This is a genomic window from Streptomyces siamensis (assembly GCF_039543605.1).
Classification (GTDB): domain Bacteria; phylum Actinomycetota; class Actinomycetes; order Streptomycetales; family Streptomycetaceae; genus Streptomyces; species Streptomyces siamensis.
Window position 1 is genome coordinate 268,571 of record NZ_BAABKB010000002.1, and the last position, 13,512, is coordinate 282,082.

Annotated in this window: 12 protein-coding genes; 6 read left to right on the forward strand and 6 right to left on the reverse strand. The window is 72.0% G+C overall.

Translation table 11 applies throughout. The features are described 5' to 3' along the window. Positions 1 to 120: 120 nt before the first annotated feature. Entirely contained in the window at positions 121 to 549 is a 429-nt protein-coding gene (locus tag ABEB03_RS03985) for a hypothetical protein (protein WP_345641196.1), read from the forward strand. Between the two features lie 79 nt (positions 550 to 628). Here the strand turns inward: ABEB03_RS03985 and ABEB03_RS03990 are convergent, their stop codons facing one another. The 4 genes from ABEB03_RS03990 to ABEB03_RS04005 are packed head-to-tail and all read right to left on the reverse strand — an operon-like array spanning position 629 to position 6,301. Next, positions 629 to 1,789: an acyl-CoA dehydrogenase family protein gene (locus ABEB03_RS03990; protein ID WP_095934673.1), complete on the reverse strand. Its 1,161-nt coding sequence runs from the start codon at positions 1,787 to 1,789 to the stop codon at positions 629 to 631. A gap of 11 nt (positions 1,790 to 1,800) precedes the next feature. After that, positions 1,801 to 2,748, reverse strand: coding sequence for a hydroxymethylglutaryl-CoA lyase (locus ABEB03_RS03995; RefSeq protein WP_345641199.1), 948 nt, complete (start codon positions 2,746 to 2,748; stop codon positions 1,801 to 1,803). Then, positions 2,745 to 4,676, reverse strand: a complete 1,932-nt coding sequence (locus tag ABEB03_RS04000) for an acetyl/propionyl/methylcrotonyl-CoA carboxylase subunit alpha (RefSeq protein ID WP_345641202.1) — start codon at positions 4,674 to 4,676, stop codon at positions 2,745 to 2,747. Before ABEB03_RS04000 ends, ABEB03_RS03995 begins: the two co-directional genes overlap by 4 nt. An 8-nt stretch (positions 4,677 to 4,684) precedes the next feature. Then, entirely contained in the window at positions 4,685 to 6,301 is a 1,617-nt protein-coding gene (locus ABEB03_RS04005; protein ID WP_345641205.1) for a carboxyl transferase domain-containing protein, read from the reverse strand. Between the two features lie 96 nt (positions 6,302 to 6,397). Here ABEB03_RS04005 and ABEB03_RS04010 point away from each other — a divergent pair, with 96 nt between their 5' ends. From ABEB03_RS04010 to ABEB03_RS04030, 5 genes are all read left to right on the forward strand, one after another. After that, positions 6,398 to 6,988 carry an SACE_7040 family transcriptional regulator gene (locus ABEB03_RS04010; RefSeq protein WP_345641208.1) on the forward strand — a complete coding sequence of 197 codons (591 nt, stop codon included), beginning with the start codon at positions 6,398 to 6,400 and terminating at the stop codon, positions 6,986 to 6,988. Positions 6,989 to 7,088: 100 nt separating this feature from the next. Further along, the gene (locus ABEB03_RS04015) at positions 7,089 to 8,246 is read left to right on the forward strand and encodes an acyl-CoA dehydrogenase family protein (protein WP_028803523.1); all 1,158 of its coding nucleotides are present in this window, start codon (positions 7,089 to 7,091) and stop codon (positions 8,244 to 8,246) included. A gap of 35 nt (positions 8,247 to 8,281) precedes the next feature. Beyond that, positions 8,282 to 9,169, forward strand: a complete 888-nt coding sequence (locus ABEB03_RS04020; protein ID WP_345641212.1) for an acyl-CoA thioesterase — start codon at positions 8,282 to 8,284, stop codon at positions 9,167 to 9,169. Positions 9,170 to 9,172: 3 nt separating this feature from the next. Next, positions 9,173 to 10,150 carry a cation diffusion facilitator family transporter gene (locus ABEB03_RS04025; protein ID WP_345641215.1) on the forward strand — a complete coding sequence of 326 codons (978 nt, stop codon included), beginning with the start codon at positions 9,173 to 9,175 and terminating at the stop codon, positions 10,148 to 10,150. A gap of 296 nt (positions 10,151 to 10,446) precedes the next feature. Continuing rightward, positions 10,447 to 10,833: a hypothetical protein gene (locus ABEB03_RS04030; protein WP_345641217.1), complete on the forward strand. Its 387-nt coding sequence runs from the start codon at positions 10,447 to 10,449 to the stop codon at positions 10,831 to 10,833. 88 nt (positions 10,834 to 10,921) lie between these two features. Here ABEB03_RS04030 and ABEB03_RS04035 read toward each other — a convergent pair whose 3' ends face one another. Continuing rightward, the gene (locus tag ABEB03_RS04035) at positions 10,922 to 11,710 is read right to left on the reverse strand and encodes a phosphatase (RefSeq protein WP_345641219.1); all 789 of its coding nucleotides are present in this window, start codon (positions 11,708 to 11,710) and stop codon (positions 10,922 to 10,924) included. A gap of 152 nt (positions 11,711 to 11,862) precedes the next feature. Next, positions 11,863 to 13,404, reverse strand: coding sequence for a PucR family transcriptional regulator (locus ABEB03_RS04040; protein WP_345641221.1), 1,542 nt, complete (start codon positions 13,402 to 13,404; stop codon positions 11,863 to 11,865). Between the last annotated feature and the right edge of the window lie 108 nt (positions 13,405 to 13,512).

Here is a 13,512-nt window from a genome sequence, read left to right on the forward strand (position 1 = left end):
AGTCACCCCGCGTGCTCCCGGATATCAGTTGTCGATCACTTCGGCTGTCTCTAGCGTTCCGATCAACAACTCTGGCCACACGCGGAGTTGACCGACCGTGAGCCGAAGAGGGGAACGAACGTGGGCAGATACAAGCAGGGGCTCGCAGTGGCGGTCGCGGGGGCCGCGCTGACCGTGGGGATGTCGGCCGCGCCGGCTTCCGCGACTTCGTACACGCTGTACTGCGACACGTCGTCGGCGTCGGGCGCCGGCACGATCAACGGCTGGGCCAGCGGTGCGACGAACCTCGGCGTGATCCTGTCCGTGTACGACGCCAAGGCGGACGGCCACCACGTGGCCATCCGCCTGATCGCCAAGAACGACGGCGGCGGGGTGCTCACGCCCTGGCCGTGGCACCACAACTACGACGGGTACGGCGAGAGCCTGACCCTGAGCACCACGGCGAGCTACTCCGCGGGCATGTACGACGTCGGCATCGAGGTCGCCACCTTCGAGGGCGGCACCGAGCTGAACTACTGCCGGGACTGGCTGCGCTCCGACCAGACCTGACGGACCGCCGGGCGCCCTCGGCTCCCGGCGGACCGGCGGCTCCCGGCATGGTCCGGGAGCCGCCGGTCCGATTTCGGGCTCAGCCCGCGAGACCCAGCTCCCGGGCGATCAGCATGCGCTGCACCTCGCTGGTGCCCTCGCCGATCTCCAGGATCTTGGAGTCGCGCCACATACGGGCCACCGGGTACTCGTTCATGAAGCCGTAGCCGCCGTGCACCTGTGTGGCGTCGCGGGCGTTGTCGACGGCGATCGTGGACGAGTACAGCTTGGCGAGCGCCGCCTCCTTCTTGAAGGGCTCGCCGCTGACCAGACGGGAGGCGGCGTCACGCCATGTCACGCGGGCCGTGTGCGCCTTCATCTCCATGTCGGCGATCTTGAACTGGATGGCCTGGTTCGCGCCGATGGGACGCCCGAACGCGTGCCGCTCCTTGGCGTACTTCACCGACTCGTCGACGCAGCCCTGCGCCAGTCCCGTGGCGAGCGCGGCGATGGCGATGCGCCCCTCGTCGAGGATCCGCAGGAACTGCGCGTAGCCGCGGCCCCGCTCGCCGAGCAGGTTCGCCGCCGGTACGCGCACGTCGGAGAACGACAGCTCCCGGGTGTCCGAGGCGTTCCAGCCGACCTTGGAGTACGGGGCGGCGACGGTGAAGCCCGGGGTGCCGGACGGGACGATGATCGAGGAGATCTCCGGCTTTCCGTCGGGCTTGCGGCCGGTGACCGCGGTGACCGTCACCAGGCCCGTGATGTCCGTACCGGAGTTGGTGATGAAACACTTGCTGCCGTTGATCACCCACTCGTCCGTGTCGGGGTCGAGCCGGGCCGTCGTGCGCGTGGCGCCCGCGTCCGAGCCGCCGTCCGGCTCGGTCAGCCCGAACGCGCCGAGGATCTCCCCGGAGCACAGACGCGGGAGCCATTCCCGCTTCTGGGCCTCGGTGCCGAACAGGTGGATCGGCATGGCCCCGAGGGAGACACCCGCCTCCAGGGTGATGGCCACGGACGAGTCGACCCGGGCGAGCTCCTCCAGGGCGATGCCGAGGGCGAGGTAGTCGCCGCCCATGCCGCCGTACTCCTCGGGGAAGGGCAGGCCGAACAGCCCCATGCGGCCCATCTCCCGCACGATCTCGTACGGGAACTCGTGCCGCTCGTAGAAGTCGCCGATCTTCGGCGCCACGACGTCGTGTGCGAACTCCTCCACCGTGCGCCGGAGTTCTTCGAGCTCGGGGGAGAGGCGGTGGTCCAGGGACATGGGGATCACTCCTGGTGGGAGAGGGCTTTGACGGTGCGGGACGGGCTGGGTCGGCCCAGTTGTCCGGCCATCCACACGCTGGTGGCGGTGAGACGGCCGAGGTCGACCCCGGTGTCGATACCGAGGCCCTGGAGCATCCATACGAGGTCTTCGGTGGCGAGGTTGCCGGTCGCGGACTTCGCGTACGGGCAGCCGCCGAGGCCGCCCGCGGAGGCGTCGACGGTCGTGACGCCGTGCTGGAGGGCGGCCAGGGTGTTGGCGAGCGCCTGGCCGTAGGTGTCATGGAAGTGCACGCCGAGCGCGCTGGTCGGCACGCCCTCCTCGTTGAGTTCGGCGAGCAGGCTCTGGACGTGACCGGGCGTCGCGACGCCGATCGTGTCGCCGAGGCTCAGCTCGTCGCAGCCCATGTCCATGAGGGCCTTGCAGACCCGCACGACCTGGTGGACGGGGACGGCGCCCTCCCAGGGGTCGCCGAAGCACATCGAGAGATAGCCCCGGACGTGCAGCCCGTGGGCGCGCGCCTTCTCCACGACGGGCGCGAACATGGCGAGCGCCTCGTCGACGGTGCGGTTCAGGTTGGCCTTCGCGAAGGACTCGGTGGCGCTGGCGAACACGGCGATGCGGCGCACGCCGAGGGCGAGCGCGCGGTCGAGTCCGCGCTCGTTCGGTACGAGGACCGGCAGGTGCACGCCCGGCAGGTCGGCGACGAGCGGGAACAGCTGCTCGGCGTCCGCCAGTTGGGGCACCCACTTGGGGTGCACGAAGCTGGTGGCCTCGATGGTGGTCAGGCCCGCGTCGGCGAGGCGCCGCACGAACTCCGCCTTGACCTCGGTCGGCACCGTCGACTTCTCGTTCTGCAGGCCGTCGCGGGCGCCTACCTCGTGGATCCGGACCCGCGCGGGGAGTCCCTGCGCAGGCACGACCATGGGGAGGCCGGGTACGGGGGTGCTCATGCCGTCTCCTCCTCGGCGGGCGTGATGACCGCGAGGACCTGGTCCATGGCGACCGTCGCTCCCGGCGTGACGTCCAGCTCGCTGACGGTGCCCGCGTGCGGCGCGGAGATGACGTGCTCCATCTTCATCGCCTCGACGACCAGCAGGCTCTGCCCGGCGGCCACCTCGTCGCCCACGGCGACCTTCACGACCGTCACCGTGCCGGGCATCGGCGCGGTGAGGGAGTCGGCGCCCGCGTGGCCGGCGCCGGTGAGGGACGCGGCCACCGGGTCGTGGTCGCGTACGTGCCAGGCGTCGCCCTCACGGCCGAGCCAGTCCCCGGCGCGGTGGAAGGTGTGGCGGACGCCGTCGAGGGTCACCGACACCCGGTCGGCGGTGACGGTGTGAGCGCCGCGCGGGGTGTACTCCACCGGGTCGAGCACCCGCAGCGGGAAGCCGACCGGCCGGGGCGCGCCGCCGAGCCGCCAGCCGCTCGGCACGGAGAACGGGTCGGTCCAGCCCTCGCCGGAGGGACGCAGCGCGTCCAGACGCACGGCCGCCGCGGCCTCGTACACCTCGTCCGGTACGGCGCCGTCGATCAGGGAGTCCGCCTCGCGTTCCACGAGCCCGGTGTCCAGGTCGCCCGCCACCACCGCCGGATGGGCCAGCAGTCGACGCAGGAATCCGGCGTTCGTCTGGACGCCGAGCGTGACGGTCTGAGCGAGTGCCGCCCGCAGCTTGCGCAGCGCGGTCGCCCGGTCCGGGCCGTACGCGATGACCTTGGACAGCATCGGGTCGTACAGCGAGCCGACCTCGGTGCCCTCGCTGAGCCCCGAGTCGGTGCGTACGCCAGGGCCTTCGGGCTCGTGCAGCGCCAGAATGGTGCCGCCGGAGGGGAGGAAGCCGCGCGCCGGGTCCTCGGCACAGATGCGGGCCTCCACCGCGTGTCCGGTGAGCGTGACGTCCTGCTGTCCGTAGGGCAGGGCCTCGCCCGCCGCGACGCGCAGCTGCCACTCGACCAGGTCGAGGCCGGTGATCAGCTCGGTCACCGGGTGTTCGACCTGGAGCCGGGTGTTCATCTCCATGAAGAAGTACGACGAGGGGTCGCCGCCGGGCACGATGAACTCGACCGTGCCCGCGCCGCGGTAGCCGCAGGAGCGGGCCGCCTGGACGGCCGCCTCGCCCATCGCCGCCCGGGTGTCCGCGTCGAGCAGGACGCTCGGCGCCTCCTCGATGATCTTCTGATGGCGGCGCTGGAGCGAGCACTCGCGCTCGCCCAGGTGCACGACATTGCCGTGCCCGTCCGCGAGGACCTGGATCTCGATGTGCCGGGGCCGGTCGATCCACCGCTCCACGAGGAGGGTGTCGTCGCCGAAGGAGGCGCGGGCCTCGCGCCGGGCGGCGGCGATCTCGTCGGACAGCGCCGCCGGGTCGCGCACCAGCCGCATGCCCTTGCCGCCGCCGCCCGCGGAGGGCTTCAACAGCACCGGCACGCCGATCTCGTGGGCGGCCTCGGCCAGCTGGGCGTCGGTGAGCCCGCTGCCGCTGGAACCGGGCACGACCGGGACCCCGGCCGCCTCGACCGTCTCCTTGGCGCGGATCTTGTCGCCCATCAGCTCGATCGCCGAGGCGGGCGGTCCGATGAAGACGAGGCCCGCGTCCGCGCAGGCCTGCGCGAAGGCCGCGTTCTCCGCGAGGAAACCGTATCCGGGGTGGACCGCCTGGGCTCCGGTCCGCGCCGCGGCCTCCAGCAGCCGCTCGGCGGACAGATAGCTCTCGGCCGCCGGGGCCGGACCGATCCGTACGGCCGTGTCCGCCTCGCGCACGTGCCGGGCGTCGGCGTCGGCGTCCGAGAAGACGGCGACCGAGCGGACGCCGAGCGCGCGCAGCGTACGGATGACGCGTACGGCGATCTCGCCCCGGTTGGCCACAAGCACCGTGTCAAACATGGGTCCCCTCACATCCGGAATACGCCGAACTGGGGGTCACCCAGGGGCGCGTTGGCGCAGGCGGTCAAGGCGAGTCCCAGCACCTGCCGGGTCTCCGTCGGGTCGATCACGCCGTCGTCCCAGAGCCGGGCCGTCGCGTAGTAGGCGTTCCCCTGGTGTTCGTACTGGGCGCGGATCGGGGCCTTGAAGGACTCCTCGTCCTCGACGGGCCAGGACTCGCCACGCCCCTCCAGCTGGTCGCGCTTGACGGTCGCGAGGACCGAAGCGGCCTGCTCGCCGCCCATCACGGAGATCTTGGCGTTGGGCCACATCCACAGGAAGCGCGGCGAGTAGGCCCGGCCGCACATCGAGTAGTTGCCCGCGCCGTACGAGCCGCCGATCACGACTGTGAGCTTCGGGACGCGGGTACAGGCCACGGCCGTCACCATCTTGGCGCCGTGCTTTGCGATGCCCCCCGCCTCGTACTGGCGGCCCACCATGAACCCGGAGATGTTCTGCAGGAACACCAGGGGGATGCCCCGCTGGTCGCACAGCTCGATGAAGTGGGCGCCCTTCTGGGCGGACTCGGAGAACAGGATGCCGTTGTTCGCGACGATGCCGACCGGGTGTCCGTGGATCCGGGCGAAGCCGGTGACCAGGGTCTGCCCGAACTCCGCCTTGAACTCGGCGAAGCGGGAGCCGTCGACCACGCGCGCGATGACCTCGCGCACGTCGTACGGGGTGCGGGAGTCGACCGGCACCGCGCCGTACATCCCGTACGGGTCGACCTTGGGCTCGGCCGAGGGTTCCACGGACCAGGGCATCGGGCCGCGCGCCGGCAGGGTCGCCGCGATGTTCCGGACGATCCGCAGGGCGTGGGCGTCGTCCTCCGCCAGGTGGTCGGTGACGCCCGACACGCGCGAGTGGACCTCGCCGCCGCCCAGCTCCTCGGCGGTGACGACCTCGCCGGTGGCGGCCTTCACCAGGGGAGGACCGCCGAGGAAGATCGTGCCCTGATTGCGCACGATCACGGCCTCGTCGCTCATCGCGGGCACATAGGCGCCGCCCGCCGTGCAGGAGCCGAGGACGGCCGCGATCTGCGGGATACCGGCGCCCGACATCCGGGCCTGGTTGTAGAAGATCCGCCCGAAGTGCTCGCGGTCGGGGAAGACCTCGTCCTGCATGGGCAGGAAGGCGCCTCCGGAGTCCACGAGATAGATGCAGGGCAGGCGGTTCTCGAGGGCCACCTCCTGGGCGCGCAGGTGCTTCTTCACCGTCATCGGGTAGTACGTGCCGCCCTTGACGGTGGCGTCGTTGGCGACGATCACGCACTCGCGTCCGCTGACCCTGCCGATCCCGGCGATGACGCCCGCGGCCGGTGCCTGCCCGTCGTACAGCCCGTCGGCGGCCAGCGGGGCCAGTTCCAGGAAGGGCGACCCGGGGTCGAGGAGGGTGTCCACGCGGTCGCGCGGGAGCAGCTTTCCGCGCGCGGTGTGCCGCTCGCGGGCCCGCTCGCCGCCGCCCAGGCGGGCCGCGGCCAGCTTCCGGCGCAGCTCCTCGCCCAGCGCGCGGTGCGCCTCCTCATTGGCCCGCCAGGCCTCCGACGCGGGATCGGCCGCGCTCGTCAGCTCCGGTGCCTCGTGCATCCTGCGGTCCCCTCACCAGTGGTCGACCAGTTAATGAGCGTTAACGCATTTCCTTCAGGTTAACGACCGCTAACCTCCCTGTCTAGAATTGGTTCCATGGCCACCAGAACCGACGCCCCCACCCGCCGTGAGCAGATCCTCAAGGAGGCCGCCCGGCTCTTCGCCGAGCGGGGCTTCCACGGCGTCGGCGTGGACGAGATAGGAGCGGCCGTCGGCATCAGCGGCCCCGGTCTCTACCGCCACTTCCCCGGCAAGGACGCGATGCTCGCCGAGCTGCTGGTGGGCATCAGCGGTCAGCTGCTCACGGGCGGCAAGCGCCGTGTGGCGGAGGCGGACGGGGATGCCGAGGCGGTCCTCGACTCGCTCATCGAGGGGCACATCGACTTCGCGCTCGACGACCGTCCCTTGATCACCCTGCACGACCGGGAGCTGGACCGCCTCCGGGACAGCGACCGCAAGCTCGTGCGGCAGCTCCAGCGGCAGTACGTCGAACTGTGGGTGGAGGTCGTCCGCGAGGTGTATCCGGCGCTGCCGGAGCCCAGCGCGCGGTCGGCGGTGCACTCGGTCTTCGGCCTGCTGAACTCCACGCCGCACCTGGGCCGGCCGGGTGCCCTGCCGGGCCGCGCGGGGACCGCGGAGCTGCTGCACCGCATGGCCCGCGGCGCCTTCGCGGCCGCCGGGGCGTGACGAGCGTCTCGGGGGGATGACTCTGGACGGCGCTTGCGACCCACCGGTAACCTGAAATCTGAGCAAGCGCTTAGACATGCATCCGGTGGAGGTGGCGGCAGTGCGCCGTACGGTGTTCAACGAGGATCACGAGGCGTTCCGGGAGACCCTGCGGGCCTTCATCGAGGCCGAGGTCGTTCCCGTCTACGACGAGTGGTTCGCCGCGGGCCAGGCGCCGCGCGACTTCTACTACAAGCTCGCCGAGCTCGGCGTCTTCGGCATCCGCGTCGACGAGGAGTTCGGCGGCGCCGGCATCGACTCGTACAAGTTCGAAGCCGTGATGTACGAGGAGACCGCCCGCGCCGGTGTCCAGTTCGGCGGCTCCGGCGTGCACGTGCTGCTCGGCCTGCCGTACATCAAGATGCTCGCCACCGACGAGCAGAAGAAGCGCTTCCTGCCGAAGTTCGTCTCCGGCGAGGAGATGTGGGCCCTCGCGATGACCGAGCCGGGCACCGGCTCCGACCTCGCGGGCATGAAGACCACCGCCAAGCTCTCCGAGGACGGCACGCACTACGTCCTCAACGGCGCCAAGACCTTCATCACCGGCGGCGTCCACGCCGACCGCGTGATCGTCTGCGCCCGCACCTCCGCGCCCACCGCCGAGGACCGCCGCTTCGGCATATCCCTCTTCGCCGTGGACACCAAGGCCGAGGGCTACTCCGTGGGCCGCAAGCTCGACAAGCTCGGCCTGAAGACCTCCGACACCGCCGAGCTCGCGTTCGTCGACGTCAAGGTGCCGGTCGAGGACCTCCTCGGCGAGGAGAACAAGGGCTTCTACTACCTCGGCCACAACCTGGCGTCCGAGCGCTGGGGCATCGCCTTCGGCGCGTACGCGCAGGCCAAGGCGGCCGTCCGGTTCGCCAAGGAGTACGTCCAGGACCGCACCGTCTTCGGCAAGACCGTCGCGTCCTTCCAGAACACCAAGTTCGAGCTGGCCGCCTGCCAGGCCGAGGTGGACGCCGCCGAGGCCGTCGCCGACCGCGCCCTGGAGGCCCTCGACGCGGGCGAGCTGACCCCGGCCGAGGCCGCCAGCGCCAAGCTGTTCTGCACCGAGGTCGCGCACCGCGTCATCGACCGTTGCCTCCAGCTGCACGGTGGCTACGGCTTCATGAACGAGTACCCGATCGCCCGCCTGTACGCGGACAACCGCGTCAACCGCATCTACGGCGGCACCAGCGAGATCATGAAGACGATCATCGCCAAGGACATGGGCCTGTAAGGCCCGCGAAAAAAGTTCACGGTACAACTGACGACATGAGTCAGGCACTTCAGTCCCTGCTCGATCTGCTCGACCTGGAGCGGATCGAGCAGGACATCTTCCGCGGCCAGTCCCGCTCCGCCGTCGTCCCCCGGGTCTTCGGGGGACAGGTGGCGGCGCAGGCACTGGTCGCCGCCGGGCGCACGGTCCCCGAGGACCGCCACGCGCACTCCCTGCACGCGTACTTCCTGCGTGCGGGCGACCCCGGCGCGCCCATCGTGTACTCGGTGGACCGCATCCGCGACGGCCGCTCCTTCACCACCCGGCGTGTCGTCGCCGTCCAGCACGGCCAGCCGATCTTCCACCTCTCCGCGTCGTTCCAGACGTACGAGGAGGGCATGGAGCACCAGGCCCCGATGCCGTCCGCGCCCGACCCGGAAACCCTGCCGACGGGCGCCGAACTGCTGCCGCGGTACGCGGACGTGTTCGCCGACCCGGTCATCGCCGAGCGCCTGCTGGAGGCGCGCGAGTCCGTCGACCTGCGCTACGTCGACGCACCGCCGTACGGCACCGTCGGGGAGATCCGCGAGCCGCGTTCCCAGGTGTGGTTCCGCACCAACGGCAAGCTCGACGGGGCCATCGACGAACCGCTGCTGCACGTCGTCCTCGCCACCTACGTCTCCGACATGACGCTCCTCGACTCCATCCTGCTCGCGCACGGGCGCGGCGGCTGGGCGGTCGGTGACGTCGTCGGGGCCTCCCTGGACCACGCGATGTGGTTCCACCGCCCCTTCCGCGCCGACGAATGGCTGCTGTACGACCAGGAGTCGCCGTCCGCGTCGGGCGGCCGGGGCCTGGGCCAGGCCCGCATCTACACCCAGGACGGCCGACTGGCGATCTCGGTGATCCAGGAGGGCGTGGTCCGCATCCCTCGGTCAGACTGAGGCATGGCTGAAGAGGCTGGGGCACAGCGCGGCGACGGCGGCGGCGAGAGCACCTTCACGGTGATCGTCGCCGCCGTCGCCAATCTCGGCATCGCGCTCGCCAAGGCGGTCGCCGGCATCATCAGCGGTTCCAGCGCGATGCTGTCGGAGGCCGCGCACTCCGTCGCCGACACCGTCACCGAGGGGCTCCTGCTGACGGCGCTGAAGCGCAGCGAGAAACCGGCCGACGAGGACCATCCACTGGGATACGGTCCGGAGCGCTACATCTGGGCGCTGCTCGCCGCCGTCGCCACCTTCGTGGGCGGTGCCGTGTTCTCCCTGTACGACGGCATCCACACCCTGGTCGCGGGCGAGGAACTCGGCGACCCGCTCGTCTCCTACATCGTGCTCGGCATCGCCTTCGTGCTGGAGGCCTTCTCCCTGCGGACGGGCGTGCGGCAGGCGCGGGGCGAGGCCGAGCGTCACGGCGCGCCGTTCCAGCGGTACCTCAGGCGCACACCCGACACCGCCGTGAAGGCCGTCGTCATGGAGGACTCGGCCGCGCTGGTGGGTCTGCTGCTCGCCGCGGGCGGCCTGCTGGGCGGTCAGCTCACAGGCTCGGGTGTCTGGGACGGCGTCGCGTCGCTGTGCATCGGCCTCCTGCTGCTGTACGTGGCCTGGGTTCTCGGCCGCTCCAACGCGGAGCTGCTCATCGGCCGCCCCCTGCCCCGGCCGGTGCGGGAGCGGATCAGGGCCGAACTGCTGGCCGTCGAGCACGTGGAGGCCGTACTGGAGCTGACGACCCTGCTGCAGGGGCCGCGGGAGGCGTTGGTCGCGGCCAAGGTCGACTTCCGTGACGTGTCGACCGCCGCCCAGGTCGAATGGGCCTGCGAGCGGGCCGAAGAGCGTCTGCGGGCGGCGTTTCCCATGGTGAGCCGGGTGTACCTCGACCCCACGCCGGGCCCCGGCAGCGGCGGGCCGACCGGGGCGCATGATGCCTGAGTTGCTCTCGAGATGACGTGTGACGGGTGCGGGATTAGTCTTTATGGGTGAAATGCCGCGACGCACGGCATACCGTCCGACGAGGTTCCGTCACCGCGGAAACCCGGTCACAGCGGTCACCAGCGCAACCTGGCGCAGGGGACTCTGGAGACGTCGGCGGCAGGGCCGTGCTCCTCAGAATGCCGCGGTAAGCCCATAGACCGCGCCGCACGTTCTTCCTGCTACTGCGGCGGCGGCCATCCACCTCGCGTCGGTCCTTCTGGGAGCCGCGAGAGACGATGGAGAGGTACTTTCCCATGCGATCACAACGCGCCAGGCGCGTCTTCGTGATGTCGGCTGCCGGTCTGCTGATGGCCGGTGGTGCCGCGATCGGCACGGCGGGCACCGCTTCGGCGAGCTCGAACCACGACTCCAGTTACAGCAGTTCCTGGAACGACGACGACGACAACGGCTACGGCTACGGCGGCTACGACGACGACGATTACGGCTACGGCGGTGACCACGGCGGCGGTTACGGCGGTGACCACGGTGGCGGCTACGGCGGCGACCACGGTGGCGGCGGTTACGGCGGCGGTGGCCACGGCGGCGGTGGCGGCGGTGGTCACGGCGGCGGTGGCGGCGGCCACGGCGGCGGCGGTGGCGGCGGCCACGGCGGCGGCGGTGGCGGCGGTGGCGGACACTGATCCCGACCGCACCGAATAGGACGATGTGCGACTCCGTCAGCGGAGTCGCACATCGCGCCGGTTCACGGCCCGGCGGCCGTGGACCCGGCTACGCCAGGCCCGCCTCGGCCAGCAGATAGGCCGTCATGGGGTCGTAGTACCGAGGGCTCTTGACATGGTCGTCCAGGGGGATCGTCACCTGGAGCGTCCCTTCGGCCTCCGCGAGGAACAGCGCGGGGTCGTTGCAGTCGGCGTACCCGATGGAGTCCAGGCCGAGCTGGCCGGCGCAGCCCGCCCACCCGTGGTCCGCGACGACCAGGTCGGGCAGCGGACGGCCCTCGCGCTCCAGACCGGTGAGGATCGCCCGCATCGGCTCGCCCGAGTGGGTGTGCCAGAGGGTGGCGCCGTGCTCCAGGACGGCGACGTCCGCGAACTGGAAGACATAGCCTTCGTCGGTCTGCAGACCGTCCGGGACGACGACGATCTCGCAGCCGGCGCCACGCAGGGCCGCGGCGGTCGCGCGGTGCACGTCGAGCAGACCCCCCGGGTGCCCGGTCGCGAACAGCACCCGCTGCTCGCCGTCGGCCGCCTTGCGCAACCGGGCCGCGGCCCGCTCCAGCGCGTCCACCGTCAGCTCGGGGTCGATGGTGTCCTGCCCGTACCGGTACTCCGGGTCGTCGCTCACGCCGCAGCGCTCCGCCATCACCGCGAGGACGTCCTGCTCGTCGGTCCAGCGGTCGCCGAGCTCCAGGCCGAGCCAGAAGTTGCGGTCGCCGTTCGCGAGCTTGCGGTAGTGGGAGAGGTTGTTCTCGCGGGGCGTGGCGACGTCACCCGCGATGCGGGTCCGTACGAGGTGGTCGACGAGCTCGGCGCGGCTGGGGGTCCCGGGTATCGGCATGCCTCCCATTGTGCCGGTGCGCCGGGTCCCAGGGGTGGCCGTCCCGACCGCTGGGACACGGGTCACTCGGCGGCCGACGGGCACTCATGTGCGCGTGCCGGCCCGCGGACCTGCGGCCTCGCGGACGCGCCGGGACGAACCTCCCGGCTGCGTCAGTCCTGCCGCAGGGCGAACCACAACTCCATCCGCACATCCGGATCGTCGAGGTCCGCCCCGAGCAACGCGGCGCACCGTGCGATGCGTTGGCGGACCGTGTTGCGGTGCACCGACAGGGCCACCGCCGTGCGGTCCCAACTGCCGTGCAGGGAGAGCCAGGTGCGGAGGGTCTCGGTGAGCGCGGGGGTGCCGGCGACGGGGGCGAGCAGGGTGCGGGCGTGGGCCTCGGCGTCCGCAGGGGGGACGAGGTCGGCCAGCACCGGACGTTCGCCGTGCCGGACCAGCGCGGTGCGCGTCGCGCGGGCGCGGGCCAGGGCGCGGGCGGCCTGGGTGTCGGCGGTCGGCCACTCCTGCGGGTCGACGGGCGCGCTGACCCCGCACGTCCAGCCCGCCGGCTCGGCGGGCAGGCGGTCGCCGGGGACCAGGACGCGGACGACGTCACCGCCGGTGTCGACCAGCGCGGAGCCCAGCGCCGCCCCGAGCGCGGACGCGGCGACGGCGTCCGGCGCGGGGCCGTCGGCGGCGGGCCGCGCGTGCACGACGACCCAGCGGTCGTCGCCGAGCAGCGGGGCCACGTCCTGCGGCGCGGCCCCGAGAAGCATGCGGACGAGCGCCGCCGTGCGCGCCGCGCCGCTGCCGCTCTGGTGCTCCCCGGTGAGCAGGGAGAGCAGCACGGCCGCCACGGAGGCGATGGTGTGGTCCCCCGGCTCCCGGTGCGGTGTGCCGATGCCGAGCACGAAGCCCCGCCCGGCGCCGAGGGCGTAGGCGGACAGGTGCAGACCGCCCGCGGTGTCGGCGGCGGAGGTGGGGCCGGCGCCCTTGCCCTCTTCGGGCCGCACGACGCCGGCGAGCTCCGCGAGCGCAGTCGCGGCCGGGGACTTCGCGGCGGGGGCCGCCCGGCCCGCCGTGGCCAGCACCGCGCCGTCCGGTCCGTACAGCACGGCCCAGCCGCTCACGCGCCGGGCGAGCTGCCGCAGTACGGCGGGCACCGGGTCCGGCCGTGCCGCCGCGGCGGCGAGGCTCTGCTGGGCCTCCGTGGTGCGCCGCAGCTCCGCCATGCGGGCCTGGGCCATCAGCTGCCAGACGGCGCGCGCCACCCCGGAGAAGGTGGTCTGGGGCGGGACCTCCAGCAGGGGAAGCCCGTGGGTGTCGCAGGCGGCGACCAGCGCGCGCGGCACGGTGTCGTGCACCGGGGCCAGCCCGAACCCCAGTGCCGCCCCGCCCGCCGCCACGATCCGCGAGACGTAGGCGTCGAAGTACTCCTCCAGGCCGCCGGCCCCGCCCGGCCGGGGCGGATCCCCGTCCGGGCCCGCCGTCTCCGGGACGTGCACCCCGGCGGTCAGCAGCAGCTCGCCGCCGAGCAGGTACGGATAGGGGTCCGCCATTTCCGACGTGTGCGCCCAGTGGATCAGCGTGTGCTCGTCCACCGGTCCGGCGATCTGGCGCAGCCCGAGGTCCTCCCGGGCGGTCAGCGCGCTCAGCGGCACCGGTGTGGTGGGTGGGGTGGGAGGTGCGAAAGGGGCAGATGGGTCCGGCATGGTGGACGTTCCCTCCATCCGGTTCAGGAACAGTGGATGAAACGTACACTTCAGCGCCGCTTTTCGGCCACCTAGGGTCAGTGCCGTCGGCAGCCGCGGGTACGGGCG

Coding starts and splice junctions, on each gene's coding strand:
- ABEB03_RS03995 (WP_345641199.1), bottom strand. CDS start 2,748: ATGAGCACCCCCGTACCCGGCCTCCCCATGGTCGTGCCTGCGCAGGGA.
- ABEB03_RS04000 (WP_345641202.1), bottom strand. CDS start 4,676: ATGTTTGACACGGTGCTTGTGGCCAACCGGGGCGAGATCGCCGTACGC.
- ABEB03_RS04005 (WP_345641205.1), bottom strand. CDS start 6,301: ATGCACGAGGCACCGGAGCTGACGAGCGCGGCCGATCCCGCGTCGGAG.
- ABEB03_RS04010 (WP_345641208.1), top strand. CDS start 6,398: ATGGCCACCAGAACCGACGCCCCCACCCGCCGTGAGCAGATCCTCAAG.
- ABEB03_RS04020 (WP_345641212.1), top strand. CDS start 8,282: ATGAGTCAGGCACTTCAGTCCCTGCTCGATCTGCTCGACCTGGAGCGG.
- ABEB03_RS04025 (WP_345641215.1), top strand. CDS start 9,173: ATGGCTGAAGAGGCTGGGGCACAGCGCGGCGACGGCGGCGGCGAGAGC.
- ABEB03_RS04030 (WP_345641217.1), top strand. CDS start 10,447: ATGCGATCACAACGCGCCAGGCGCGTCTTCGTGATGTCGGCTGCCGGT.
- ABEB03_RS04035 (WP_345641219.1), bottom strand. CDS start 11,710: ATGCCGATACCCGGGACCCCCAGCCGCGCCGAGCTCGTCGACCACCTC.
- ABEB03_RS04040 (WP_345641221.1), bottom strand. CDS start 13,404: ATGCCGGACCCATCTGCCCCTTTCGCACCTCCCACCCCACCCACCACA.